Genomic DNA, 25194 nt, shown 5'->3' on the forward strand with positions numbered 1-25194 from the left:
TGGGAAACAGCGTTCTAACCCTGTTTCCCACTCACGACCGGGCCGCGGCAGAGCATCCGGCCGCCACTGCCTTCCTTGGCTGGTCAGGCGCGGGTCCACCGCTGGCTCGACTGGTGCTTCCTCGGTGGCGGCGGCGAACGCCCCCAAAATTGCGTTCGGCGCGTCACACGCACCGAACGCAACCTTGGGTGCGTCCGTGCTCGGCACCCCGGTCTCCGGGGCCGGGGCAGAGCACCTGACTGCCACTTACCGGCCCCGGTCCGGGCCTCGACGGCTCAGGCGCGCGCCCATCGTTGGTTCGGCTGGGCGTTGCAGGTCCACAGGACCACTCGGGTCCCGTTGGCGGTCGCCGCGCCTTCGGCGTCCAGGCACAGTCCGGATTGGACGTTCCGGACCGAGCCGTCGGCGGCCAGCGTCCACTTCTGGTTGTCCTGACCCGTGCACGGCCGGCTGAGGACGCGGGCGCCGCTGGTGGAACCGTCCAGGCACTTGTCGCCGAACACGCGGACTTCGCCGTTCTGCCAGGTCGTCCAGAGCTGGTTCGCCGCGGTCTGGCAGTCCCAGATCACCGTGCCCGCGCCGGGGGCCGTCGAGGCGTTTTCGACGTCCAGGCACCGGCTCGATCCCGTGCCCCGCAGCCGGGACGTCGTGGCGGCCAGCGGGGAACCGCCGGACACGCGGTAGGCCGCGACGCCGTGGGCCGGCACGCTCGCCGAGATCGAGCCGCCGGTCGTCGACGTGGTCCCGGTCCACAGGTCGGTCAGGGTGAACGCCGAACCGGCTAGCCCGATCTGGGCGGCGGTCGTGCCGATGGTCGTCGTGCCGACGCCGCGGTTGAGCAGGCCGACCGCCACCGACCCGTCCGCCAGTGGCTTGGCGAAGATCTCGACGTCGCCGTCGTCGCGCACGCGGCGGCCGCCGGCGCCGAGCCGGTCCTGGTCGACCGCCAGCAGCCGGGGGTTGCGCAGGATCGCGCTGACGTCGGCCGACATGGTGCGGATGTCGTTGCCCGCCATCAGCGGCGCGGCCATCAGCGCCCACAGCGCGAAGTGGGCCCGGGACTCGGTCAGCGACAGCCCGGGCCGCCCGACCACCAGCATGTCGGGATCGTTCCAGTGTCCCGGACCGGCCTGCGCGGCCAGCGGGGCGGTGACGTCGAGGACGTTGCCCACGCCCATCGGGTAGCTGTTGGTGTTGCCGTTCTGCCAGATGTCGAGCAGGTCCTCGGTGGTGCGCCAGAGATCGGCGACCTGGCCCCAGTCGTACTTGTCCCCGGTGATGGCGTGGTAGCTGTTGGGGTTGATGCTGTAGACGATCGGACGCCCGGTGGCGCGCAGCGCGTCGCGCATCAGGGCGAAGCGGGCGACCTGCTCGTCGCGGGTGCCGGCGGGGGAGCACCAGTCGTACTTGAGGTAGTCCACGCCCCACGACGCGAACGTGCGGGCGTCCTGGGCCTCGTGCCCCGCACTGCCGGTGGATCCGGGGTAGGTGCCGGTCCGCTGGGCGCAGGTGCGGTCGGTCGGCACCTGGTAGATGCCGAACTTCAGGCCACGCCCGTGGATGTAGTCGCCCAGCGCCTTCATGCCGCTCGGGAACTTCGACGGGCTGGCGCGCAGGGCGCCCTGGCTGTCGCGCTGCGGGTCGAACCAGCAGTCGTCCACCACCACGTACTGGTAGCCCGCGTCCTTCATCCCCGAGGAGACCATCGCGTCGGCCGCCTGGCGGACCGCCGTTTCGCTGACGCCGCAGCCGAAGCTGTTCCAGCTGTTCCAGCCGAGCGGCGGGGTGAGCGCCGGGCTGCCGGGTGCGGCGACGGCGGCCGGTGGTGACCACGCCGTGGCGGCCACCGCCGCGGCGGTGAGCAAGTACGCGATCCGCTGACGCGTTCGAACGGACATCGTCGTCCCTTTCCGGTGGTGGGTGGCCGAATCCGCGCTCAGGCGGCGAACTGCCACCAGTTCACGTTGAACAGGTAGCCGCTGCCCCCGGTGAACCGGAGGTACAGGTCGTGCGTGCCGACGGCTCCGGTCACGGGACACGACACGCTCGTCCAGGTCTGCCAGCCACCCGTGCCCGGCACGGTGCAGGTCCCGGCGAGGGTGCCGCCGGTCCCGTCCAGCCGGACCTCGATCCGGCCGCCACCGGCCGCGGACGCCACTCTCGCGGTGAACGACCGGGCACCGGCACCGAAAGCGGCGCCCTTGACCTTGATCCAGTCGCCGTTCTCGAGGTAGCCGACGTTCATCCCGCCTTCGCCGGACGGTTCGGTCTCGACGCCGGATTCGAAGGCGATCGTTTCCGCTTCCTGCCGGGTGTACGGGTTGAGCGTCCCCACCTGCGGCGCGCCGGTGGTGCTCATGGTGATGGTGGGGATGGAACCGTCGGCGTTGTAGGCGAACTTTTCGACGGCCACCGAGCGCGTGTAACCGCTGCCGCCCGGCAAGGCGCCGTTGTGGTAGAAGAAGTAGGAGCTCCCGTTGAAGTCGATCACCCCCGGGTGGTTGGTGAAGCTCGCGCCCTGGGTGGGCATGACCGTCCCGCGGTAGGTCCACGGCCCGGTGGGGCCGGGAGCGGTCGAGTAGCCGATGAACTCCGAGCAGCACTTCGCCGCGAACACGTTGTAGTACAAGCCGTTGCGCTTGTAGACCCAGGGGCCTTCCTCGAACAGGGTCGGCCGGCTCGTGTTCCCCGGGCGCGTGCCGAACCCGGCGGTGGTGAGGGGGATCTGCGTGGGCGCGCCCGAGTAGGAGATCATGTCCGCGTTGAGCTTCACGTACCACAGGTGCGGGTTGCCCCAGTACAGGTAGGCCTGGCCGTCGTCGTCGACGAACACCGTCGGGTCGAATTCGCCGTTGCCGACGAGCGGGTGCCCGAGCGCGTCGCTGAACGGCCCGGTGGGGCTGGCCGACACGCCCACGCCGATCGCCATCGAGCCGGTGGCCCGGTTCGTCATGGGGACGTACCAGTAGAACTTGCCGTTCCGGTAGACGGTCTGGCCCGCCCAGGCGTTGGCGCTCGCCCAGGTGAAACTGGCGAGGTTCAGCGGCGACCCGTGGTCGGTCCAGTTCACCATGTCCGCCGACGACCACACCCGCCATTCCTTCATGGTGAAGTTCGTCGAGCCGTCTTCGTCGTGGCCGGTGTAGAGGTAGACGCGGCCGTTGTACACCAGCGGTGCCGGGTCGGCGGTGTAGATGGTCTGGATGATCGGGTTGTCCGCTCGGGCCACCGCGGGGAACATCCCCAGAGCGCAGAGCAGTCCGGCGATCAGCGCGAAGCAGCGCCGGGGCTTGAAGATCGCCGAAGGGGAGGACGCGGCTTTCACGAGTGCTCCTTGGGGTCGTGGTCACTGTGCTCGCGCTCCGGAGCCGGGCGAGGAGGAGTGTGGCACGGCGATGTTCACGCTCACAACCATTCGCCACCGAGCCTGAAAGTTACACATCTTTAGTCGGGTCCACGCTGGGGTTTAGGCGAGCTGTCACCAGTGATCCGCCGGAAGGCTTGACCGTGGATGCCGTCTGCGCCTACACCTGAATTCGGTTGCAGTTCTTGTTAGCGCTAACTCTTTTCCGGTGTCGAGGAGGCTTTCGCGCCATGCCCGAGTTCAGCCGACGCACCATGCTGGGCCTGATCACCGTGAGCGGTGCCGCGACGGCGGGCCTCCTGCGCGGCGGAACCGCGGCGGCGACGGCCGGGCCGGGCAGCTACACGCCCACGTGGTCCTCGGTCGACCAGCACCCGCCCGCGGCGGAGTGGTTCCAGGACGCCAAGTTCGGCATCTACTTCCACTGGGGCGTCTTCAGCGTCCCCGCGTTCGGCAACGAGTGGTACCCGCGCAACATGTACATCGGCGGCTCCGCGGAGAACAACCACCACCAGGCCGTGTACGGCGACCCGTCGGCGTGGCCGTACCACAACTTCGTCAACGGGGCCCGGGACAAGGCGGGCAACTGGGTCCAGTTCGCGCCGAAGCTCAAGTCGGCGGGCGGGAACTTCGACCCGGCGGAGTGGGCGCAGCTGTTCGCCGACGCCGGCGCGAAGTTCGCCGGGCCCGTCGCCGAGCACCACGACGGCTTCTCGATGTGGAACAGCGCCGTCAACGAATGGAACTCCGTCGCCAAGGGCCCGCGGCTGGACCTGGTCCGGCTGCACGCCGACGCGATCCGCGCCCGCGGCCTGAAGTTCATGGTGTCGCTGCACCACGCCTACCACTTCACCGGCTTCTACGACCACGTCCCGGCGCAATCGGACGCCAGCCTGCGCAAGCTGTACGGCCAGCTGGGTTCGGCGGCGGAAAACCAGCTCTGGTACGACAAGCTCGCCGAGGTCGTCGACGGCTACCAGCCGGACCTGCTCTGGCAGGACTTCAACCTGCCCCGCGTCGACGAGTCCCGGCGCCTGAACTTCCTGGCGTACTACTACAACAAGGCCGTCGCGTGGAACAAGGACGTCGTCGCCACCTACAAGGACGGCTTCGACAACCGGGGTGAGGTCTTCGACTTCGAACGCGGCGGCCCGGGGGACCTCCAGAACCCGTACTGGCTGACCGACGACAGCATCTCCTCCTCCAGCTGGTGCTACACGACCGGCATCGGCTACTACTCGATGAAGGCGATGCTGCACTCGCTGATCGACCGCGTCAGCAAGAACGGCACCATGCTGCTGAACATCGCACCGATGGCCGACGGCACCATTCCGGCCGGGCAGCGCACGATCCTGCTCGGCATCGGCGACTACCTCGGCCGCTTCGGCGAGTCGATCTACGCGACCCGTGCCTGGTCGGTCTACGGCGAGGGCCCGACGCAGATGGGCGGCGGCTCCTTCACCACTCCGCGCGAGGGCACCAACCGCGACCTCCGGTTCACGCGCAGCAAGGACAACACCGTCCTGTACGCGACGGTCCTGGGCTGGCCGGGCGCGACGCTGGACATCCCGACGCTGGGCTCGAACCGGATCACCCTCGCCTCGCTGAAGACCGTGCAGCTGCTCGGCGCCACCGCGGGGACCTACACCGACCTGCCCGACCGCACCCAGGACGGCTCCGGGCTGCACATCCGCATGCCGTCGGCCACCGCGCCGTTCAGCGCCCCGGCGTACGTGGTGAAGCTGACGTTCGCCGGCCAGATCCCGGCGCCCGGGTCCGGGCCGCTCCCCACCGGCTGGGTGCGGATCGCCAACGTCACGACCGGCTTGGCGCTCGACAGCGGCGGGAACGTCGCGTCCGGGTCGGTGCTCAAGCAGTGGTCCTACGACGGCTCCACCAACCTGCAGTGGCAGCTGGTGGACCTCGGCACCGGGTACCACCGGATCGTCAACCGCACCAACGGCATGGTCGCCGACAGCCTCGGCCGCACCGGTAACGGCGTCAGCGCCGGGCAGGCGGCCTGGACGGGCGGCGACAACCAGCAGTGGCGGCTGGCCGGGCTCGGCAACGGGCGCTACCAGATCGTCAACCGCGGCACCGGCACCGCGCTCGACGGCGCGGGCACCACGACGTCCGGGTCCACCGTGGTCCTGTGGGCGCCGAACAGCAGCACCAACAACCAATGGACCGTCACGGCCGTCTGATCCCCGTCTCCGGAGGAGAGAACCACCATGCGCGGAAGGGTTCGAGCGGCGATGGCCGCGGCCGTCGTCCTGGCCGGGGGAGTGGTGGCCGCCGCACCGGCCGAAGCCGCCACCTCGATCACGATCGACGGCGGTTCGGCCGGCCGGACGTTCGACGGCGTCGGAGCGGTCAGCGGCGGCGGGGGCAACAGCCGGCTGCTGATCGACTACCCCGAGCCGCAGCGCGGCCAGATCCTCGACTACCTCTTCAAGCCCGGCTACGGCGCCGCGCTGCAGATCCTCAAGGTGGAGATGGGCGGGGACACCAACTCGACCAGCGGCGCCGAACCCAGCCACGCGCACTTCCGCGGCGATCTCGACTGCAACCGCGGCTACGAGTGGTGGATCATGGACCAGGCCAAGGCGCGCAACCCCGGCATCAAGCTCGTCGGCCTGCCCTGGGGAGCGCCGGGCTGGATCGGCAACGGGACGTTCTTCTCGAACGACCTCACGGACTACTACCTCTCGTGGCTGGGGTGCGCCAAGCAGCACGGGCTGACCATCGACTACCTCACGAGCGTCCAGAACGAGAAGCAGTGGAGCGCCGACTGGACCGTGACCCTGCGCAACGCGCTCAACGCCAACGGGTACAGCGCGGTCAAGGTCATCTCCGGCGACTCGTGGCCGGGCGACTGGGGACCCGCGAGCGCGATCTCGACCAACGCGGCCTACCGCGCCGCGAGCGACGTGCTCAGCGCCCACTACACCTGCGGCTACCTCAGCGCGCAGACCTCCTGCAGCGTCCCGGCGAACGTCGTCAACACCGGGAAGACGTTGTGGTCCAGCGAGAACGGCTCCCAGGACTACAACGACGGCGCCAAGCCGCTGGCCCGCGGGATCAACCGCGTCTACCTCGACGGCAAGATGACCGCGTACCTCAACTGGGACCTGATCGCCGCCACCACACCGAACATCCCCTGGCCGACGGTGGGGCTGATCCTCGCCAACCAGCCGTGGTCGGGGTACTACTCGGTCGGCAAGGACGCCTGGGCGCTGGCGCACACCACGCAGTTCACCGCACCCGGCTGGAAGTACCTCGACTCCTCGAGCGGCTACCTGGGCGGCAACCGCGCCAACGGCAGTTACGTTTCGCTGAAGTCGCCGGACAACACCGGCTACAGCACGATCATCGAGACGATGGACGCCACCGCGGCCCAGACGCTGAACCTGAACGTCACCGGCGGGCTGTCGACCGGCCAGGTGCACGTGTGGGCGACCAACCTGAACTCGAACAACGCGGGCGACCACTTCGTCCACAGCGCGGACATCACCCCGTCCGGCGGCGCCTTCTCCCTGACCGCGCAGCCCGGCTACCTCTACACCGTCACGACGACCACCGGGCAAGGCAAGGGCACCGCGGCCGGCCCGCCGCAGGGCTCGCTGAACCTGCCCTACGGCGACGACTTCGAGGGGTACGCGAAGGGCAAGGAAGCCAAGTACCTGATGGACATGGAGGGCGCCTTCGAGACGTCCGCGTGCGGCGCCGGCCGCGCGGGCACGTGCGTGCGCCAGTCGGCTCCCCAGAAGGCGATCCCGTGGAAGAAGACGACCGATCCCTACGCGCTGCTGGGCAACGTGGCCTGGAGCAACTACACGCTGAGCACGGACGTCCTGCTGGAGAAGTCCGGGTACGTCGAGCTGCTCGGCCGGGCCGGTTCGCAGGACACCGGCAATCAGGGCGCGCTGAACGCGTACTACCTGCGGGTGAGCGACACCGGCGCCTGGTCGATCCGGCGCAACAACACCAGCCAGCAGAACACGACGCTGCGCAGCGGCACGACGACCGCGCTCGGCACCGGCCGCTGGCACCAGCTGTCGTTCGGCTTCTCCGGCAGCACCATCACCGCCTCCGTCGACGGCGCGGTGCTCGGCACCGTCACCGACAGCACCTTCCCGGCCGGCCAGGTCGGGATCGGCACGGCCCAGGGCGAGACCGCGCAGTTCGACAACCTCGCCGTCGCCGGTTCGGGCGGCGGGTCGACCTCCGTGCTGCGCAACACCGGCGCCGGCCGCTGCCTCGACGTCCCGAACGTCTCCCAGACCAACGGCACCCAGGTGACGCTGTGGGACTGCAACGGCGGCGGCAACCAGCAGTGGACCCTGACTTCCGGGAAGCAGCTGCAGGTGTACGGCAGCAAGTGCCTCGACGCCGAGGGTGCCGGTACCGCCGCCGGGACCCGGGCGATCATCTGGGACTGCACGGGCGGGACCAACCAGCAGTGGACCGCCGCCGCCGACGGGACGATCACCGGTGTCGCGTCCGGACTGTGCCTCACCCCGGGCAGCACCGGGAACAGCGCGCCGGTGACCCTGCAGACCTGTACTGGCGGCAGCGCCCAGAAGTGGACGCGGAGCTGATCGCCTTTCCTCCGGACAAAGGAGTTCACCGATGAGTGCACGCTGGAGAACGTGGTGGCCGGCCGTGGTGATCGCCGCGGGCGCGGTGGCCGGCACGGCCACGCCGTCGCAGGCCGCCGGCCAGGGACCATGCGACCTCTACGCGGCCGGCGGCACGCCGTGCGTGGCCGCGCACGCGACCACGCGGGCGTTGTACGGCGCGTACAACGGCTCGCTCTACCAGGTGCGGCGCGCTTCGGACAACACGACGCGGGACATCGGCGTCCTGAGCGCCGGCGGGGTCGCGAACGCCGCGGCCCAGGATTCCTTCTGCGCCGGGACGACGTGCCTGATCACCGTGATCTACGACCAGTCCGGCCGCGGCAACCACCTCACCCAGGCCCCGCCGGGCGGCTTCTCCGGCCCGGCCGCGGGCGGGTACGACAACCTGGCCAACGCGACCGCCGCCCCGACCACGGTCGGCGGTCAGAAGGCGTACGGCGTGTTCGTGGCGCCCGGTACCGGCTACCGCGACAACAACGCCACCGGCACCGCCACCGGGGACCAGCCGGAGGGCATGTACGCCATCTTCGACGGCACGCACTACAACGGCGGATGCTGCTTCGACTACGGCAACGCCGAGCGCAACAGCCGGGACAACGGCAACGGCACGATGGAAGCCATCTACTTCGGCAACATCAAGGTCTGGGGCTACGGTGCCGGGAACGGCCCGTGGATCATGGCGGACCTCGAGAACGGCCTCTTCTCCGGCGTCAACCAGCGGTACAACGCCAACGACCCGAGCATCAGCCACCGGTACCTGACGGCCATCGTCAAGGGCGGCCCGAACCGGTGGGCCATCCGCGGCGGCAACGCGCAGTCCGGTGGCGTGTCGACGTTCTACGACGGCGTGCGCCCCAACGTGTCCGGCTACAACCCGATGCGCAAGGAAGGCGCCATCATCCTCGGCACCGGCGGCGACAACAGCATCGGCTCCGCCGGCACGTTCTACGAGGGCGTCATGACGTCCGGCTACCCGTCGGACGCCACCGAGAACGCCGTGCAGGCCAACATCGTCGCGGCCGGGTACGGCACCGGCGGCAACACCACCGGCACCGGGCCGGTGCGCGCGGTCGGCGCGGGCAAGTGCCTGTCCGCCCCGAACTCGACGCAGGGCACGCAGGCGCAGATCGCCGGCTGCACCGGCCAGGCGAACCAGACCTGGACACGCACGTCGGACGGCAGGCTGACGGCCACGCTCGGCGGGGCCACGCTGTGCCTGGACGCCTCCGGCCAGGGCACGAGCGCGGGCACGAAGGTGGTGACGTGGCCCTGCAACGGCCAGGGCAACCAGCAGTGGACCGTCAACTCCGACGGCACGGTCACCGGTGTCCAATCAGGACTGTGCCTCGACGTGACCGGCGCCGCCACCGCCGACGGCACGCCGGTCGAGCTGTGGACCTGCAACGGCGGCGGCAACCAGCAGTGGGCGTTGGGCTGATCCCCCCACCCGAGACGAAACGAGAGTTGTCATGACCATCAGTTCACGCACCCGGACCGCCGTCACCGTCCTGGCGGCGGCCTGCCTCTCGGCGACCGCCTTGGTGCTGTCGCCCGGCGTCGCCGGGGCGGCGAGCACCCTCGGCGCCGCGGCGGCGCAGAGCGGGCGGTACTTCGGTGCCGCGATCTCGACGAGCCACCTGGGCGAGAGCGCCTACGTCAACACGTGGGCGGCGGAGTTCAACGGCGTCACGCCGGAGAACGAGATGAAGTGGGACACGGTCGAGCCGAACCGCAACCAGTTCAACTTCGGGCCCGGCGACCAGATCGCCGTCCAGGGCCGCAGCCGCGGCATGAAGATCCGCGGGCACACGCTCGTGTGGTACCAGCAGCTGCCCGGCTGGGTGAGCGGCCTGGACGCGAACAACCTGCGCTCGGCGATGCTGAACCACATCAGCCAGGCGGCCGGCCACTGGAAGGGCCAGCTCATCGCGTGGGACGTCGTCAACGAGGCGTTCGAGGAGAACGGCACCCGGCGGCAGTCGGTGTTCCAGCAGAAGCTCGGCGACGGCTACATCGAGGACGCCTTCCGCGCGGCGCGCACGGCCGACCCGAACGCGAAGCTCTGCTACAACGACTACAACACCGACGGCGTCAACGCGAAGAGCACCGGCATCTACAACATGGTCCGTGACTTCAAGAGCCGCGGCGTGCCGATCGACTGCGTGGGCTTCCAGAGCCACCTCGGCTCGAACTCCAACCTCGGCAGCTACCAGGCGAACCTGCAGCGCTTCGCCGACCTGGGTGTCGACGTCCAGATCACCGAGCTCGACGTCGGCGGCTCGGGTTCCGGCCAGGCGAACGTCTACCGGCAGGTCGCCCAGGCGTGCATGGCGGTGTCCCGCTGCACCGGCATCACGGTGTGGGGCGTGACGGACAAGTACTCGTGGCGTTCGGGCGACACCCCGCTGCTGTTCGACGGCAACTACGGCAAGAAGCAGGCGTACACCGCCGTCCTCGACGTGCTGAACGGCGGTGCGCCGAACCCGGGCGGCGGGGGCACGGTCCGCGCCGTGGCGTCGAACCGCTGCCTGGACGTGCCGGGCTCGGCGACGGCGGCCGGCACCGCGCTGCAGATCTGGGACTGCCACACCGGGACGAACCAGCAGTGGACCCGCGCAAGCACGGGGGAGCTGACGGTCTACTCCGGTGACGGCAAGCGCTGCCTGGACACCGCGAGCGGCGGCGCGGCGGCCGGCACGGCGGCGGTCATCGCGAGCTGCACCGGCGGCACCGGCCAGAAGTGGACGTTCACCGGCAGCGGCACCATCACGAACGGCCAGTCGGGCCTGTGCCTGGACGTGACGGGCGCCGCCACGGCCAACGGCACCAAGGTGATCATCTGGACGTGCAACGGCGGGTCCAACCAGCAGTGGGCCGCAGCGGCCTAGGACCGTCGTCTTCGCCGCCGCCCGAGCCGTGCTTCGTGTTCACGGCTCGGGCGGCGGTGGTGCGGAACTGTTTGAGGTGATTGAAGGTTGAGGCGGGTGAAGTAGCGCTTCACGAGCGTTGCGATGTCGGAAGGCAGGCCGGTGGGTGTCCGTCTGCCCGTCCACGGGGTAGCCGGTTGTCCTGCTGGTCACGACGTTCAGGAACAGATCCCGGACCGCCGCCCGAGCTGTGCTTGGTGTTCGCGGCTCGGACGGCGGTGGCGCGGAACTGGTTAAGGCTTGAGGCGGTTGAAGTAGCGCTTCGCGGGCGTTGCGATGCTGGTAAGCAGGTCGGTGGGCGTCCGTCTGCCCGTCTACGGGGTAGCTGGTTGCCCTGCTGGTCACGACGTTTCAGGAACAGATCCCGGGACCGCCGCCGCTCGAGCCGTGCCTCGCATTCACGGTTCGGGCGGCGGTGGTACGAGGAGGCGGACGAGCCGGCGGATCCGGTCGAGATCGACGTCGGCCGCCAGCCGGGTGGGGTCCGGCAGCTCCTCGGTGAGCGGATCGATGCCGAACAGCAGCCGGGGCAGGGCCGGGTGGACGGCGAGGCCGATCAGCTCGTTCGCCACCGCCTCGGCTTCGCCGGCCGCGAGCCCCGACGCCGTCACCAGGTGGGCCGCGAGGTTGCCGGTCGTGACTCCGAAGAGGACGTCGAACAGTCCCGCCGCCAGGTCCGGCAGCCGGTCCGCCTCGCCGATGCCGAGGCGGACCATCTTCCCGACGGAGGACCAGCCCAGCAGCTGAACGAAGCGCCCGCAGTACCGCACGATCGCCTCCTCCGGTGGCCCGGCGTAGTCGGCCGGTGTGCCCATCCGGTCGCCGAACAGGGCGCGGATGCGTTCGACGACCGCGAGGAACAGCGTGTCCTTGGTCGGGAAGTGCGCGTACAGGGACCGCTTCGACGTTTCCGCGCGTGCCGCGATCGCGTCCATGGAGGTCCGGTCGAAGCCGGTCTCCAGGAACGCGAGCTTCGCCGTGTCGAGGATGTGCTCGCGCAGCGCTTCCCCGCGTCGGGCCATGGCGTCCACCTCAAAGTATACGGTACAGTCGAGTTTACTTCTGCTGCTCAGCGATCGGAGTCATCATCCATGATCGTCGTCACCGCTCCCACCGGGCAGATCGGCGCCAAGCTCGTCCCCATGCTGCTCGGGCGGGGCGAGCCGGTCCGGCTCGTCGTCCGGGACCCCGCCAAGCTGCCCGGCGATGTCCGGGAGCGAGCCGAAGTCGTCGTCGGGTCGCACCGCGATCGCGACGTCCTGGACCACGCTCTCGACGGCGCCGACGCGCTGTTCTGGCTCATGCCGGCCGCCGCGACCGCGAGCAGTCCTTACGAGGCGTACGTGACCGCCTCCATCCCGGGTGCCGACGCCGTCGTCCGCCACGCGGTACCGCGCGTGGTGATCATTTCCGCGCTGGGGCGCGGCTCGCGGATCTACGCCGGGCACGTGTCGGCGTCACACGCGATGGAGGACCTCTTCCGCAGCACCGGCGCGCACGTGCGCGCACTGGCCCTGCCGACCTTCATGGACAACATCCTGCGGCAGGTGGCCGCGATCGGGAACGGGGTCGTCCCGGGCACCCTGCCCGCCGATTTCCGGATGCCGTGGATCGCGACCAAGGACATCGCCGCGCTCGCCGCCGGGTACCTGCTCGACCGCACCTGGACCGGGCAGGACTCGGTCGAGACCCTCGGCGGTGAGGACCTCTCGTACCACGACATCGCCGAAACCCTCACCGACGTTCTCGGCACGCCCGTCCGGTACCAGTTCGGAGAACGCGCCGCGATCGAGCAGTTCCTCACCGGACGCGGGTTCTCCGACGCGATGGCCCGGTCCATGATGGACATGGACCGCGCCGGCGAACGCGGCATCAACAACACCACACCGCGCACCGCCGAGAACACCACGCCCACCACCTTCCGCGAGTTCGCCGAAGAAACCGTCAAGCCGGCGGTGGCCGATCGAACCTGATTTCCCTCAGCCGGCGATGAGGACCAGCCGGCCGTGGCCGGTCTCGCTCGCGTGGTGGGCTTCAGTGATGTCGGACAGGGGAAAAGTCCGCTCGACCGGCAGCCGGAACTTGCCGGCTTCGTCGATGGCGGACGCGACCTGGCGCCGGCTGGACGGCCCGGCCGCGATCGCCAAGGTCCGCGCGCACGTCCTCGGCTCCGCCGAGCGTTACCCCACCCTCGGCACGTCCGGGTTCGGCCTCGATTGGATCCTCGATCAGCTCCTCGGTCCGAGCTGATCGAAAGCGTCGATACCTCGGCCGAAAGTACGAGACGAGCGCGACTCAGCGGGTGGCGGGCGGCGCGGGGTCCTAATTTCCCGGTATGACTACCGAAACGGTGCGGGAGAACCCGCCCAGCACGATCATCGCCGCGTTCTTCGGCTTCCTGGTGTCCACGGTCTCCTCGATCGCCGGCGCCGTGGTCATCCTCGGCTCGCGCGAAGAAATAGCCGCCGCCCTGCGCCGCACGAACGCCACCGTGTCACCGGAACAACTGGACAAGCTCACCCTGCTGGCCCAGGCCATCCCGGTCGCGATCGCCGCGGTCATCGCGCTCGTCTACCTGTGGCTGTCGTTCAAGCTCAAGGCGGGCCGCAACTGGGCCCGCGTCACGCTCACCATCTTCACGTTGCTGCAGGCCGGTTCACTGGTCGCCACGGAGCCGTCGTGGGCGGGTTACGTCAGCTGCGGGGTGGCGGTCGTGGCGACCGTGCTGAGCTACGCGTCGCCCTCCAACCGCTACATCGCCGGGGTCCGGCGCGCGGGGTGACCCCGGCCGGTGGATCATGACGCCCATGCGCACAGCGGGGAACCGCGCCCGGCACAGCATGCTCGGCCCCGAGATCGCGGTGCTGGCCGCGGCCGTCGTCGCCGACGCGGTGCTGGTCGTGCGCGGGCCCGGTGGGGACCACGGGTGGGCGGCCCCGCTGGCCGGGATCCTGGCGTCCACGGGGACGGCGATCCCGGTGCTGGCCGTGCTGCGGCGGCGCTTCCCCCGCCACATCGGCGTGCTGGGAAGCGTCGTCGTCGCGCTGTCGGTGGTCGCCACGATCGTGCCGCTCGCCGGGCACACGCGGAGCGAGCCGCCGGTCTCCGAGGTCGTGGCCGCCGGGATCCTCGCCGCCGCGGCCGCGCGCAGGCTCGAGCCGAAGCACGCGGCCGCGCTGGTGCCGGCGCTGGGTGTCGTGATGATCGCCGCGCCGTTGCTCCGCTACGGTTCCGGCGCGCCGGAGGCGCTGGTGGCGGTGGCCGCCGCGGCGTACTGGGGCGCGTGCCTCGGGGTCGGGCTCCTCCTGCGGGCGGCGGACGCCCGGCAGCGGGACGCGCTGGAGCGGGCGCGCGGCCAGGAACGCCTGCAGCTGGCCCGGGAACTGCACGACCTGGTGTCCCACCACGTCAGCGGAATCGTCGTCCGGGTGCAGGCGGCCCGCGCGATCACCGAAGCGGATCCGGACATCGGCGACCACGCCGCGGTGTACCGCGAGATCGAAGAGGCCGGGGGCACCGCGCTGGCCGCCGCCCGGCAGCTCGTCGGGATGCTGCGGGACACCGAAGACGTGCCCCCGCCGTCGGGCGCCGCGCTCGGGGACGCGGTGCGCGCGGCCGCCGGTTCCGCCGCCCGGGTGGACGTCGCGGACGAACTGGACCGGCTTCCCGTGCCGGCGCAGCTGGCGACGACCCTCCACCGCGTCGTGACCGAAGCCCTGACCAACGTCCGCAGGCACGCGCCGGCGGCGACCGAAGTGTCGGTGTCCGCGCGTGTCGAGGTCGACGACCTCGTGCTCGAGGTGCGCAACAACGGTGTCCCGGCGACACCGCTGCCATCGCCGGGCGGGTTCGGGATCATCGGCATGACCGAGCGCCTCGCGATGCTGGGCGGCGAGCTGACCGCGGGCCGCGAGGCCGGCTCGTGCTGGCGGGTCTCGGCCCGTCTTCCGCTCGGCGCCGAGGACGCGCCCTTCGAGTCGTTGCCGCGGGGGATCTGATGACCATCCGGGTGCTCGTCGCCGACGACCAGGCCATGGTGCGCACCGGTTTCCGGCTGGTGCTGACCGCCGCGCCGGACATCGAGGTGATCGCCGAGGCCGCCGACGGGGAGGCCGCGGTCCGGCTGGCGCGGAAGCTGCGGCCGGACGTGACCCTGATGGACATCCGGATGCCGGGCGTGGACGGTCTCCGGGCGACCGAGCTGCTGGCCGGACCGGCCGTCGCGGACCCGCTGCGGGTCGTGGTGGTGACGACGTACGACGCCGACGAGAACGTCTACGCCGCCCTGCTCGGCGGCGCGTGCGGGTTCCTGCTCAAGGACGCCGGTCCGCGGATGCTGGTGGACGCCGTCCGCGCGGCGGCCGGCGGTGAGGCGATGGTCTCGCCGTCGGTGACCTTGCGCTTGCTGGCCCGGTTCACCGAGAAAGCCCGATGGCGCGCGCAGGGAACGCCGGCCCTCCTGACCGACCGGGAATCCGACGTCGTGCTCGCGGTCGCCCGGGGCCGCACCAACGCCGAGATCGCCGACGAGCTGGGCGTCTCGCTGTCGACGGTCAAGACGCACCTGGCCGGCGTGCAGCGCAAGCTCGAACTCCGGAACCGCACGGAGATCGCGGTGTGGGCGTGGCAGCGTGGTTTGCTCGGGTGAGCCCGTCCTCGGCCGGTGTGCGAAACTCGCCGGGTGTGGAGTCAGCGCGATGACCGCCCCGCCTGATCCGGCCCCGGAACCGGCCGGCCCCCGGCGAACGGCCGAGGTGCCGGAGCGGCTGGGGATGGCGGGTCGCCGGGTGGTCCAGGCGGTGCTGGACCAGGCTCTCGCCGTCGGGGTGGGGGTGTTCGCCGCGCTCGCGGCCGGGCTCGTCACCATTCCCTTGCTGCGGTGGGGCTGGGTGCCGCCGAAGCTGATCCTCTGGGCACCCGCGATCACGTTCCTCGCGGTCTTCTACGCCGCCGACATCGTGATCCAGATCTGGATTCCGGTGCGGCGCGGCGGGGTCACCCCGGGCATGCTCGTGATGGGCCTGCGGGTCGAGACCCTGCGGGGCGGCCGGCCGAGCGGGCGTGCCTACCTGGTCCGCTGGGTGCTCCTCACGATCGACGGCCTGCTGCTGGGCCTGGTGGCGGTCGTCAGCGTGGTCGTGACCCGGCGGCGCCAGCGGATCGGCGACCTGGTCGCGCGGACTCTCGTGGTCCGCGCGGAGGGCGATCGGCGCTGAGGCCGGTCCCGTGTTCCGGGCCACTCGTGTTTACCCCGCCCCGCGTTCCGGGTACCGGGTAGGACCACGAGCCGGATGGGGTACCTGCCGATGACGAGCGAACTGACGAACGAACTGCCGGACGTGATCGCCGGGCGGTACGAGGTCGGTTCGCCGATCGGCAGCGGAGCCACGGCCCTGGTCTACCGGGCCTTCGACCGGGAGCTGGGACGCGCGGTCGCCATCAAGGTCTACGACCGTCAGGCGGTGGCCGTGGACGAGCTGCGGCGGGCGCGGGAGAAGACGCTGCTGGCCAGCGTCCACCACCCGCGGGTCGTCGCGTTGTTCGACAGCGGCACCGAAGGGGACCGGCCGTACCTGGTGATGCAGCTGGTCGACGGGGAGAACCTCGCCGAGCGGCTGGCCGCCGGGCCCTTCACCGCGGACGAGGTCGGCGAGCTGGGGGTCCGGCTGGCGGACGCGCTCGCCCACGTCCATGCCCGGCACATCGTGCACCGCGACCTGAAACCCGCGAACGTCCTGCTCGGTCCCGACGGTCCGGTGATCACCGACTTCGGCATCGCGCACGCGCTGGATTCCACGCACATCACCGGTACCGGCCTGGTCACCGGCACGGCTGCGTACCTGGCGCCGGAGCAGATCCTGGGGGAGCCGGCCGGCCCGCCGGCCGACATCTACGCACTCGGCCTGATCCTGATCGAGTGCCTGACCGCGCAGCGCGAGTTCCCCGGCACCCTGGCGGAATCGGCGATGGCTCGGCTGCACCGCGCGCCGTGCGTGCCCGCCGGCACGCCCGAGCCGCTCGCGCACGCGCTGACCCGGATGACCGCCCGCGAACCCGCGGACCGGCCGAGTGCCGCGCAGCTGCCGGAGCTGCTGCGCGGCCCTTCCCCCACTCTCGACGAGGTCCCGCTCGCCGCCGCGGCGCCCACGCGGAGACGGCGGGTGGTGGCCGCGGCCGGTGTCCTGACGGCCGCGGCGGCCGCCGTGCTCGCGGTGGTGCTCACCGGGCAGGCCGATCCGGGGAACCCCCCGGCCCGGTTGCCCGAGGCCGCACCGCCCACCAGTTCCGTCGTCCTGCCGTCCCAGGTGACGGCGTCGGCCGTCGTGGTGGTCTCGTCGCAGGCCGCGAGGCCCGCGTCCCACGGTGTGGTGGCCGCCGCACCGCCGAAAGCCGGTGCGGGGCCCGAGAAGGGCCCGGCGAAGCCGGAGGGCGGTCGTCACCCGGACGCCGGGAAGGTCAAGGGCAAGGGCGGGACGCCCGGGAAACCGTGACCGCACGGGTGGCTCGTTCGCCGGCGCAGCTCGCGCGGACGAGCCACCCGTGGGCACCCTAGGAAGTGCTGCAGCTGACGCTGGGCCAGTTCCAGTTCCCGTTGTGCTGGATGGTGACGCCCCAGTTGTTGCCGTTCCCGTTGGGCGTCGCGACGAGGACCTGGCTGCTGGGCCACGTCGCGTTGATGTTCCAGGTGGCGCTGATCCGCGCGGGGCTCGGCACGGTCATCGTGACCGTCCACGAACTGGCGCCGCTGACCGAGACGTTCAGGTTGTACCGGTCGCTCCAGGACTGCCCGGCCGACAGCGAAGCGGTGCAGCTGCCCCCGCCCGGGGTGGTCGGGGTGGTGGTCGGAGTCGTCGGTGTCGTCGTCGGATTCGTCGGTGTGGTGGTGGGTGTCGTGGTCGTCCCGCCGCCGGAGTTGAGGACGTTCAGCACCGAGTTGTAGGCGGCTTTCTTGTTCCCGTTGCCGTCGAACAGGAGCGGGCTTTCGCCGGATCGCCAGGAGTCGCTGTCCCGCACGCCCCACACGGTGATGCCGACGCAGCGCGCGACGTTCACGCACGCCTGGGTCAGCGCCGCGTACTGCGAGGTCGACGCGTTCGTGACGTCGACCTCCGTGAGCGCCACGTCGACGCCGAGGGCCGCGAAACTGGAGATCGTGGTCTGCAGGTTGCTCGGCACCGAGCTGCCGCCGGTGAAGTGGGCCTGCAGGCCGACGCAGTCGATCGGCACGCCGCGGGACTTGAAGTCCCGCACCATGTTGTACACGCCCTGGGTCTTGCCGTAGTTCCAGTTGTCGATGTTGTAGTCGTTGTAGCAGAGCTTGGTCGACGGGTCGGCCGCGCGCGCGGTCTTGAACGCGACCTCGATCCAGTCGTTGCCGGTGCTCTGCAGGTTCGACGAGCGGCGGCTGCCGTCCTCGTTGAAGGCTTCGTTGACGACGTCCCAGTAGGCGAGCTTGCCTTGGTAGTGGGCCATCACCTTCTGGATGTGGTTGATCATCGCGTTGCGCAGCGAGCTGCCGCCCATGCTCTGCATCCAGCCCGGCTGCTGGGCGTGCCAGGCGAGGGTGTGGCCGCGGACCTTGGCGCCGTGGCCGACGGCCCAGTTGTAGATCTGGTCGCCGGAGGAGAAGTTGAACTGGTTCTGGTTGGGCTCGGTCGCGTCGGGCTTCATCTCGTTCTCGGGCGTGACCATGTTGAATTCGCGCCCGGCGATCGTGGTGTAGGCCGAGTCCCCGAGCCTGCTCGCGGCGATCGCGGTGCCGAAGTAGCGGCCGGACTGGGCGGCGGCCGCCCCCAGGGTGCTGGCCGCCGCGTCGGCGCCGGGGGCTGTCACCAGGACAGCGGCGGTCGCGGCGACGGTGGCCACTCCGGCCAGTGCCCGGGTGGCGGGTGACCGCCACCATCTGCGCGGGCCCGGCGAACTTCCTGCCATCGGTGGTCTCCTTACCGGCATGCGCGCCCAGGAACTGCCCACCGCGGGTCGCCGGTGACCTGGACGAGTCGACGTAGTTACTTACCGCCAGCAGAAGAACACGGTGGATCGCCGGCCCGCAAAGAGTTTCGATCGACTTTCGGTCCCCGGACCGGGGCAGGTGCTCAGGCGAACGAACCGGGAAGTGCCGCGCTTACCGGCGTCGCGCGTCGTCCAGGCGCCGGGCCTGCGCGGCCTGCTCGAACGGCGTGTCGCCCGCCGGGTGACGATCGCCCAGCCCGGCGAACAACGCCGCCACCTTCACCGAGTCGTGGTGGGAGGCGAATTCGGCGAGTGCGGGGTCCGTGGCCGCCAGCACCTGCCGGAACCGGAGCTCCGCGAGCGGGCCGAGGCGGTCGTAGATCTGCAGGAAGACCTTCTGGGCCCGGTCGCGGGCCCAGTCGGCGGGCAGCAGTTCGGCGGGCAGGTCGGGGTCGGACTCCGGGAACCGGCGCCAGTCGACGCGCAGCTCGGTGCGCGCGCGGAAGGCCTGCGCCGGGCTGATCAGGCCGGCGTCCAGGCCGGTGAGCACCTGCTCGTACCGCTCGACGAACTGCTCGTACTCCCGGGCGAGGGGCTCGAGGTCGAACGCCGCGACCGCCGCGGCCGGCCCCGGGGCCTCGGTGGCGCGGAAGACCGTCGCGCTGCGGAGACCGAGCTCGTCCAGTGCGGTCAGCGCCGGTCCGGTCAGGTCGTGCGGGCTGACCCACACCCCGTCGTAGAGCGCGGCGAACCGCAGGACCCGCAGCCGTGACCGCAGCGCGGTGCGCAGGCCGCGGTCCTGTTCCGGTACCGAGAAGGTGACCACGGTCCACTGCCCGTCCCAGTCGGGCGCGGTCGTGCCGAAGGTCAGCATCCGGTGCGTGCGCTCGATGATGACCTCGGACGTGCGGGCCGGGATGCCGTACGCCGTCGTCCGCCCGCTGCGGGACACGGTGAGCAGGCCGCGGGCGGCGAGCCGGCGGATCGCCGCCCGCGCGCTCGCCGGGCTGATGTCGAACTCGCCGAGCAGCTCCACCAGCGCGGCCGACGGGATGTGCTCGTCGCGCCAGTACCAGAAGTCGCCGAGCAGGGAAGTCAGGAGCAGCTGCGGTTCGGCTCCCTGCTGAGCGCGGGGCAGCGGGCCGGTCGTCATCGCGCGCCTGCCTCTTCCGGGGTTCGGCTCGGCGGTCGGCCGGAGCTGCCCACCGCGGGTGTCCATGGTGGCAGTGCGCTCCGCCCGGTCGCATCGAGGGGTTGAATCACGCGACACATCATGCGACGATCGGCGCCCAGATAGCAACCAATTGATTCTTCAGGTTCCCTCGCCGCCCGGCCAGGACGGCCTTCCCCAGGAAGAAAACGACATGGGTTCCTCTCTTCGTCAATGGCGTCGAAGCTCGCTCGCCGTGGTCGCCGCCGGGCTCGTCCTGGCCGGCTGCACGGTCGACGACGGTGCGGCCCCGGCGCCCACGGCCGCCGCGCTGACCACCGACCAGGCGCTGCACGACCAGCTGCCGCAGGCGGTCAAGGACTCGGGCGTCCTCCGGTTCGCCGGGGACTCCCACCCGCCGTACCGGACCGTCGGCCCGGACGGCAAGACGGTCACCGGCATCGACCACGACTTCCAGGAAGCGCTCGGCCAGCTCCTGGGCGTGCGCACGGAAACCACCATCGTCAGCGGGCTCCCGGCCGCGCTGCAGGGCATGCTGAGCGGCCGTTACGAAGCCTTCAACGGACCCGTCAAGGCCACCGCCGAACGCGAGAAGCAGTTCGACACCGTCACGTGGATGACCACCCGCACCGCCTACGTGATCCCCGAAGGCTCCGCCGCGGGCGTCAAGCAGGCCGCTGACCTGTGCGGCAAGCGCGTCGCGGTGGTCACCGCCAGCGTCGTGGAGGGCCAGCTCGCCAAGCTGTCCACGTTCTGCGAGGGCAAGCAGCGCCCGGCCGTGCAGGTGGTCGGGCTCGACGACACGAACGCCACCCTGCTGGCCGCCAAGTCCGGCCGCGCCGACGCCGCCGGGATGACCCAGGCCGCGGCGATCGACGTCACCAGCCAGCAGAAGGGGCAGTACGAATACGTGACGCAGACCGAGGAGCAGGGCGCGACGAAGGACAACCTCGCGCTCTACACCCCGAAGGCCGGCAAACTCGGCCCGGTCCTGCAGAAGGCCTTCGAAGAGCTGTTCCGCAACGGCACCTACACCCGGATCATGCAGAAGTGGGGCCTCGAGGACGTGACGGTCCCGCAGCCGCTGTTCGACGTGGCCTCCGCGAAATGACCGCGGTGTCCACTGTGGAGAAGACGTCGGCGGCCGGTGACGACGTCGCCGCCGCCCGCGGCCGCTTCCGCCCGCTGCGCTGGCTGTTCGTGCTCGTGCTGGCCGTGGTGCTGGCCCAGCTGGTCGTCTTCCTGGTCGGCAACCCCCGGTTCCAGTGGGACGTCGTGGCGAAGTACCTCTTCGAAAAGAGCGTCATGGCCGGCCTCGGCACCACGGTGCTGCTCGCGGTCGCCGCGATGGTGCTCGGTTCGCTGGCCGGCGGGGTGGTCGCGGCGATGCAGCTGAGCGGGTTCGGGCCCGCCCGGTGGGTGGCGACCCTGTGGGTGGGCCTGTTCCGCGGCATCCCGCCGCTGGTGCAGCTGATCTTCTGGTTCAACCTCGCCTACCTGTTGCCCCGGCTCTCGCTGGGCATCCCGTTCGGCCCGGTCTTCGGCAGCTGGGACGCCAACAGCGTCATCACGCCGCTGACGGCCGCGGTGATCGGCCTGTCGCTGGTCGAATCGGCGTACCTGGCGGAGATCTTCCGCGCCGGGGTGACGTCGGTCGACCCCGGGCAGCGCGACGCGGCCCGCGCGATGGGCTACCCGCCGGGCCAGACGCTGCTGCGGATCGTGCTGCCGCAGGCGATGCGCGTGATCATCCCACCCGCGGGCAGCCAGTTCATCAACGTGCTCAAGGGAACCGCGCTGGTGTCGGTCATCGCGATGTCGGACCTGCTGCACTCGGTGCAGGTCATCTACAACCGCACCTACGAGATCGTGCCGATGCTGCTGGTCGCCTGCTTCTGGTACCTGGTCGTGGTCACCGTCCTGACGGCCGGGCAACGCCGGCTGGAACGCCGGTTCTCCCGCGGGCACCGGAGTGCGCGATGAGCGCGCCGGTGCTGCGGATCGGCGACGTCCGCAAGCGGTTCGGCACGGTGACCGCGCTCGACGGCGTCAGCCTCGACGTCCACGAGGGGGAGGCGGTCGTCGTGGTCGGGCCGTCGGGCTCCGGCAAGTCGACGCTCGTGCGCTGCGCCCACCAGCTGGAGCCCATCGACGGCGGCGCGATGTACCTCGACGGCGAGCTGCTGGGCCACCGGCGCTCCCCGGCCGGCCTGCGTCCGCTGACCGAGCGGCGGATCGCCGCCCAGCGCCGTCGGATGAGCATGGTCTTCCAGCAGTTCAACCTGTTCCCGCAGTTCACGGTGCTGCGCAACGTGACCGACGCGGCGATCCGCGTCCACGGGCGGGACCGGTCCACTGTGGAGCGGGAGGCCCGGGAACTGCTGGAGCGCATCGGCCTGGCCGGGCGCGAGGACCACTACCCGCGGCAGCTCTCGGGCGGGCAGCAGCAACGGGTCGCCATCGCCCGGGCCGTCCTGGTCCGGCCGCGGATCATGCTGTTCGACGAGCCGACCAGCGCCCTCGACCCGGAGCTGGTCGACGAGGTCCTGGCCGTGCTCCGGAGCCTCGCCGCGGCGGGGACCACGATGGTCGTGGTCACCCACGAGATGGCCTTCGCGCGTGAGGTGGCCGACCGGTGCGTGTTCATGGAGGCGGGCCGGATCGTCGAGGAGGGTCCGCCCGGCGAGTTCTTCGCGCGGCCGCGCACCGACCGGCTGCGTGCCTTCCTGTCCCGTCATCTGTCCGAAAAGGAGGGTGTTTCGTGATCACTGTCGGCGCTGTCGGCGACCTCATTCTGGACGAGCCGGACCCGGAGTCCTTCCTCGCCCCGGCCGCGCCGGTGCTGCGCGGGATGGACCTGGCGATCGGGCACGTCGAGGTGCCGCACTCGACCACCGCGGTGCAGCAGAGCACCGACGTCCCGGCGCCGCCCGCGGATCCCGCGGCGCTGAAAGCGGTGGCCGAGGCCGGTTTCGAGGTGGTCACCCTGGCGGGCAACCACGTCCTCGACGCCGGTGCCGGGGGGCTGGCCGACACGATCGCCTACTCCCGCGCGGCGGGCATGGTGACCGCGGGCGCCGGGACGAACCTGGCCGAAGCCCGGCGCCCGGCGATCGTCGAACGCGGTGGCCTGCGCATCGGGGTGCTGTCCTACAACTGCGTCGGCCCGCGCGAGTCCTGGGCGGCCTCCCGCAAGCCGGGGTGCGCGTACGTCCACGTCCTCACGCACTACGAACTGGACCACGCCAGCCCGGGCGGACCGCCGAAGATCTACACCTTCGCCGACCCGGACAGCCTGGAGGCGATGGCCGAGGACGTGCGCCGTCTGCGGGCCGAGGCCGACGTCGTGCTCGTGGCGCTGCACAAGGGCGTCGGGCACACGCCGGTCACCGTCGCGATGTACGAAAGCCCGGTCGCCCGCGCGGCGGTCGACGCCGGTGCCGACGCCGTGTTCTCCCACCACCCGCACATCATGCGTGGCATCGAGGTCCACGGAGGACGGCCGATCTTCCACGGCCTCGGCAACTTCGCCACCGTCACCCACGCCCTGACGCCGGGAGCCGGGGTCGGCGCGGACGAGCTGCGCGCGTGGGCCGAGCGGCGGACGAAGCTCTACGGCTTCGCGCCCGACCCGGACATGCCGTTCTTCCCGTTCCACCCGGAAAGCCGCAACACGGTCATCGCCTTCTGCCGCTTCGACGAGAACGGGATCCGCGAAGCCGGTTTCGTCCCGTGCTGGATCGACGACCGCGGCCGTCCCGTGCCGGTCGGGGGCACTCCGCAGGGCGAGGCCGTGGCGAAGTACGTCGAGGACATCACCCGCGGTGCCCGGCTGAACGGCCGGTTCACCACCCGCGGCACCGAAGTGCTCGTCGCTCTCTCCGAAGGGGTTCCCGCATGACCGACCAGCCACTGGCCGGCCGCACCGTCGTCGACCTGACCACCGCGCTCGCCGGACCGTACGCGACGCTGCTGCTCGCCGGGCTCGGCGCCACGGTGATCAAGGTCGAAAACCCGGCCACGGGCGGGGATTCCTCCCGCAACAACGCGCCCTACGTCGGTCGCGACGGGCTCAACCTGGCGCGGCGGCACGACGACGACCTGTCGGTGTCGATGCTGCTGCGCGGCCGCAACAAGCTCAGCGTCACGCTCGACCTGAAGAACCCCCGGTCCCGCGCGGTGTTCACCGACCTCGTCCGCGACGCCGACATCCTGGTCGAGAACTACAGCCCGGGCGTCACCGACCGGCTCGGCATCTCCTACGAGCGGGTCCGGGAGATCAACCCCCGGCTCGTCTACACCTCGATCAGCGGGTTCGGCGCGCAGGGTGGCCCGGGCTCCGGCAAGGCGATGGACTCGATCATCCAGGCGCTGAGCGGCGTCATGATGACCGCCGGCGAGCCCGACGAGGGCCCGGTCCGCTTCGGCCTGCCGATCGGCGACCTGCTGGCGCCGCTGTTCGCGGTGGTCGGCACCGTTTCCGCGCTGCTGCAGGCCGAACACACCGGCGAGGGCCAGCACGTCGACGTGTCGATGCTCGGCGCGCTGACCTCGCTGGTCGCGTGCGAGCCGTTCGACGCCTTCGAGGCGGTCGGCCTGCCGCAGCGCACCGGGTCGATGGTGCCGCGGCTGGCGCCGTTCGGCATCCTGCCCGCGCTGGACGGCTATCTCGCCCTCTGCGCGCCGACCGACGCGTTCGCGCACGGGGTGCTCCGCGCGATCGGCCGTCCGGAACTGGCCGACGACGACCGCTACCGGACGCGGGACCAGCGCGTCCGCGCCGCCGACGAGCTGCACGAGCTCATCCGCGAATGGTGCCGGGTGCGGCCGCTGGCCGAGATCCTCGCCGCGTTCACCGCCGAAGGCGTGCCCGCGGCCGAGGTCCGCGAGCCGCGCGAGGCGGTGCGGGATCCGCTGGTCCTGGCCCGCGAGGAGGTCGTGCCGCTGACGCACCCGCGGCACGGCGCGGTGGCCGACCTGGCCGGCACCGGGGTGCCGATCCGGTTCTCCGGCGCCCGCGTCGCTCTCGACCGGCCCGCACCCGGGCTGGGCGAGCACAACGAGCACGTCTACCGCGAGCTGCTCGGCTACACCGAGCAGCAGGTCGCGGACCTGGTCGCGGAGGCCGTGATTTGA

General features: G+C 71.1%; 21 protein-coding genes and 1 pseudogene. 16 read left to right on the forward strand and 6 right to left on the reverse strand.

Annotated elements, in window-relative coordinates; all coding sequences use genetic code 11:
- Positions 1–275 precede the first annotated feature (275 nt).
- A complete protein-coding gene (locus tag ABZ342_RS40475; protein WP_360484925.1) occupies positions 276–1898 on the reverse strand; it encodes a ricin-type beta-trefoil lectin domain protein in 1623 nt (540 codons plus the stop codon).
- A gap of 38 nt (positions 1899–1936) precedes the next feature.
- Entirely contained in the window at positions 1937–3325 is a 1389-nt protein-coding gene (locus ABZ342_RS40480) for a glycoside hydrolase family 43 protein (protein ID WP_360484928.1), read from the reverse strand.
- Positions 3326–3594: 269 nt separating this feature from the next.
- On the opposite strand from ABZ342_RS40480, the gene ABZ342_RS40485 reads away from it, so the two are divergent.
- The 4 genes from ABZ342_RS40485 to ABZ342_RS40500 are packed head-to-tail and all read left to right on the forward strand — an operon-like array spanning position 3595 to position 10895.
- Positions 3595–5568, forward strand: a complete 1974-nt coding sequence (locus ABZ342_RS40485; RefSeq protein WP_360484931.1) for an alpha-L-fucosidase — start codon at positions 3595–3597, stop codon at positions 5566–5568.
- A gap of 27 nt (positions 5569–5595) precedes the next feature.
- Entirely contained in the window at positions 5596–7965 is a 2370-nt protein-coding gene (locus ABZ342_RS40490) for a ricin-type beta-trefoil lectin domain protein (RefSeq protein ID WP_360484934.1), read from the forward strand.
- Positions 7966–7996: 31 nt separating this feature from the next.
- Positions 7997–9445: an arabinofuranosidase catalytic domain-containing protein gene (locus ABZ342_RS40495; RefSeq protein ID WP_360484937.1), complete on the forward strand. Its 1449-nt coding sequence runs from the start codon at positions 7997–7999 to the stop codon at positions 9443–9445.
- A 31-nt stretch (positions 9446–9476) separates the two neighbouring features.
- Positions 9477–10895 carry an endo-1,4-beta-xylanase gene (locus ABZ342_RS40500; protein ID WP_360484940.1) on the forward strand — a complete coding sequence of 473 codons (1419 nt, stop codon included), beginning with the start codon at positions 9477–9479 and terminating at the stop codon, positions 10893–10895.
- 437 nt (positions 10896–11332) lie between these two features.
- Here ABZ342_RS40500 and ABZ342_RS40505 read toward each other — a convergent pair whose 3' ends face one another.
- Positions 11333–11956, reverse strand: a complete 624-nt coding sequence (locus ABZ342_RS40505; protein ID WP_360484943.1) for a TetR/AcrR family transcriptional regulator — start codon at positions 11954–11956, stop codon at positions 11333–11335.
- Positions 11957–12025: 69 nt separating this feature from the next.
- Here ABZ342_RS40505 and ABZ342_RS40510 point away from each other — a divergent pair, with 69 nt between their 5' ends.
- The gene (locus tag ABZ342_RS40510; RefSeq protein ID WP_360484946.1) at positions 12026–12907 is read left to right on the forward strand and encodes an NAD(P)H-binding protein; all 882 of its coding nucleotides are present in this window, start codon (positions 12026–12028) and stop codon (positions 12905–12907) included.
- A gap of 6 nt (positions 12908–12913) precedes the next feature.
- On the opposite strand, the pseudogene ABZ342_RS40515 reads toward ABZ342_RS40510, so the two are convergent.
- Positions 12914–13033 (reverse strand): annotated as a pseudogene (locus ABZ342_RS40515) (zinc-binding dehydrogenase); the annotation flags it as partial.
- Here ABZ342_RS40515 and ABZ342_RS40520 point away from each other — a divergent pair.
- The 6 genes from ABZ342_RS40520 to ABZ342_RS40545 all read left to right on the forward strand — a co-directional run bounded on the left by ABZ342_RS40520 (position 12975) and on the right by ABZ342_RS40545 (position 17425).
- On the forward strand, positions 12975–13184 hold the full coding sequence (locus ABZ342_RS40520) for a hypothetical protein (protein ID WP_360485017.1): 210 nt from the start codon (positions 12975–12977) through the stop codon (positions 13182–13184). The pseudogene ABZ342_RS40515 and the gene ABZ342_RS40520 overlap by 59 nt on opposite strands.
- An 85-nt stretch (positions 13185–13269) precedes the next feature.
- A complete protein-coding gene (locus tag ABZ342_RS40525) occupies positions 13270–13716 on the forward strand; it encodes a hypothetical protein (protein WP_155542688.1) in 447 nt (148 codons plus the stop codon).
- Between the two features lie 25 nt (positions 13717–13741).
- Positions 13742–14932 carry a histidine kinase gene (locus ABZ342_RS40530; RefSeq protein ID WP_360484949.1) on the forward strand — a complete coding sequence of 397 codons (1191 nt, stop codon included), beginning with the start codon at positions 13742–13744 and terminating at the stop codon, positions 14930–14932.
- Positions 14932–15582, forward strand: a complete 651-nt coding sequence (locus ABZ342_RS40535; RefSeq protein WP_155542689.1) for a response regulator transcription factor — start codon at positions 14932–14934, stop codon at positions 15580–15582. The genes ABZ342_RS40530 and ABZ342_RS40535 overlap by 1 nt, the downstream gene beginning before the upstream one ends.
- 49 nt (positions 15583–15631) lie before the next feature.
- Entirely contained in the window at positions 15632–16150 is a 519-nt protein-coding gene (locus ABZ342_RS40540) for an RDD family protein (protein WP_360484952.1), read from the forward strand.
- Positions 16151–16240: 90 nt separating this feature from the next.
- Positions 16241–17425: a serine/threonine-protein kinase gene (locus ABZ342_RS40545; RefSeq protein ID WP_360484955.1), complete on the forward strand. Its 1185-nt coding sequence runs from the start codon at positions 16241–16243 to the stop codon at positions 17423–17425.
- Positions 17426–17483: 58 nt separating this feature from the next.
- On the opposite strand, the gene ABZ342_RS40550 is transcribed toward ABZ342_RS40545, so the two are convergent.
- Both ABZ342_RS40550 and ABZ342_RS40555 read right to left on the reverse strand, forming a co-directional pair.
- Positions 17484–18866 (reverse strand): endo-1,4-beta-xylanase, encoded by a 1383-nt coding sequence (locus ABZ342_RS40550; protein WP_360484958.1) that lies wholly within the window; start codon positions 18864–18866, stop codon positions 17484–17486.
- Positions 18867–19059: 193 nt separating this feature from the next.
- Entirely contained in the window at positions 19060–20040 is a 981-nt protein-coding gene (locus ABZ342_RS40555; RefSeq protein WP_360484961.1) for a PaaX family transcriptional regulator C-terminal domain-containing protein, read from the reverse strand.
- A gap of 211 nt (positions 20041–20251) precedes the next feature.
- Here ABZ342_RS40555 and ABZ342_RS40560 point away from each other — a divergent pair, with 211 nt between their 5' ends.
- The 5 genes from ABZ342_RS40560 to ABZ342_RS40580 are packed head-to-tail and all read left to right on the forward strand — an operon-like array spanning position 20252 to position 25194.
- Entirely contained in the window at positions 20252–21169 is a 918-nt protein-coding gene (locus tag ABZ342_RS40560) for a transporter substrate-binding domain-containing protein (RefSeq protein ID WP_360484964.1), read from the forward strand.
- The gene (locus ABZ342_RS40565; protein ID WP_360484967.1) at positions 21166–22041 is read left to right on the forward strand and encodes an amino acid ABC transporter permease; all 876 of its coding nucleotides are present in this window, start codon (positions 21166–21168) and stop codon (positions 22039–22041) included. Before ABZ342_RS40560 ends, ABZ342_RS40565 begins: the two co-directional genes overlap by 4 nt.
- On the forward strand, positions 22038–22823 hold the full coding sequence (locus tag ABZ342_RS40570; protein WP_360484970.1) for an amino acid ABC transporter ATP-binding protein: 786 nt from the start codon (positions 22038–22040) through the stop codon (positions 22821–22823). The genes ABZ342_RS40565 and ABZ342_RS40570 overlap by 4 nt, the downstream gene beginning before the upstream one ends.
- Positions 22820–23959 carry a CapA family protein gene (locus tag ABZ342_RS40575; RefSeq protein ID WP_360484973.1) on the forward strand — a complete coding sequence of 380 codons (1140 nt, stop codon included), beginning with the start codon at positions 22820–22822 and terminating at the stop codon, positions 23957–23959. Before ABZ342_RS40570 ends, ABZ342_RS40575 begins: the two co-directional genes overlap by 4 nt.
- Positions 23956–25194: a CoA transferase gene (locus tag ABZ342_RS40580; RefSeq protein ID WP_360484976.1), complete on the forward strand. Its 1239-nt coding sequence runs from the start codon at positions 23956–23958 to the stop codon at positions 25192–25194. Before ABZ342_RS40575 ends, ABZ342_RS40580 begins: the two co-directional genes overlap by 4 nt.

It is taken from the genome of Amycolatopsis sp. NPDC005961 (assembly GCF_040629235.1).
Taxonomy (GTDB): domain Bacteria; phylum Actinomycetota; class Actinomycetes; order Mycobacteriales; family Pseudonocardiaceae; genus Amycolatopsis; species Amycolatopsis camponoti.

Coding starts and splice junctions, on each gene's coding strand:
- ABZ342_RS40510 (WP_360484946.1), top strand. CDS start 12,026: ATGATCGTCGTCACCGCTCCCACCGGGCAGATCGGCGCCAAGCTCGTC.
- ABZ342_RS40570 (WP_360484970.1), top strand. CDS start 22,038: ATGAGCGCGCCGGTGCTGCGGATCGGCGACGTCCGCAAGCGGTTCGGC.
- ABZ342_RS40530 (WP_360484949.1), top strand. CDS start 13,742: ATGCGCACAGCGGGGAACCGCGCCCGGCACAGCATGCTCGGCCCCGAG.
- ABZ342_RS40475 (WP_360484925.1), bottom strand. CDS start 1,898: ATGTCCGTTCGAACGCGTCAGCGGATCGCGTACTTGCTCACCGCCGCG.
- ABZ342_RS40485 (WP_360484931.1), top strand. CDS start 3,595: ATGCCCGAGTTCAGCCGACGCACCATGCTGGGCCTGATCACCGTGAGC.
- ABZ342_RS40535 (WP_155542689.1), top strand. CDS start 14,932: ATGACCATCCGGGTGCTCGTCGCCGACGACCAGGCCATGGTGCGCACC.
- ABZ342_RS40520 (WP_360485017.1), top strand. CDS start 12,975: ATGTCGGACAGGGGAAAAGTCCGCTCGACCGGCAGCCGGAACTTGCCG.
- ABZ342_RS40550 (WP_360484958.1), bottom strand. CDS start 18,866: ATGGCAGGAAGTTCGCCGGGCCCGCGCAGATGGTGGCGGTCACCCGCC.
- ABZ342_RS40495 (WP_360484937.1), top strand. CDS start 7,997: ATGAGTGCACGCTGGAGAACGTGGTGGCCGGCCGTGGTGATCGCCGCG.
- ABZ342_RS40505 (WP_360484943.1), bottom strand. CDS start 11,956: ATGGCCCGACGCGGGGAAGCGCTGCGCGAGCACATCCTCGACACGGCG.
- ABZ342_RS40525 (WP_155542688.1), top strand. CDS start 13,270: ATGACTACCGAAACGGTGCGGGAGAACCCGCCCAGCACGATCATCGCC.
- ABZ342_RS40540 (WP_360484952.1), top strand. CDS start 15,632: ATGACCGCCCCGCCTGATCCGGCCCCGGAACCGGCCGGCCCCCGGCGA.
- ABZ342_RS40565 (WP_360484967.1), top strand. CDS start 21,166: ATGACCGCGGTGTCCACTGTGGAGAAGACGTCGGCGGCCGGTGACGAC.
- ABZ342_RS40560 (WP_360484964.1), top strand. CDS start 20,252: ATGGGTTCCTCTCTTCGTCAATGGCGTCGAAGCTCGCTCGCCGTGGTC.
- ABZ342_RS40580 (WP_360484976.1), top strand. CDS start 23,956: ATGACCGACCAGCCACTGGCCGGCCGCACCGTCGTCGACCTGACCACC.
- ABZ342_RS40500 (WP_360484940.1), top strand. CDS start 9,477: ATGACCATCAGTTCACGCACCCGGACCGCCGTCACCGTCCTGGCGGCG.
- ABZ342_RS40555 (WP_360484961.1), bottom strand. CDS start 20,040: ATGACGACCGGCCCGCTGCCCCGCGCTCAGCAGGGAGCCGAACCGCAG.
- ABZ342_RS40545 (WP_360484955.1), top strand. CDS start 16,241: ATGACGAGCGAACTGACGAACGAACTGCCGGACGTGATCGCCGGGCGG.
- ABZ342_RS40490 (WP_360484934.1), top strand. CDS start 5,596: ATGCGCGGAAGGGTTCGAGCGGCGATGGCCGCGGCCGTCGTCCTGGCC.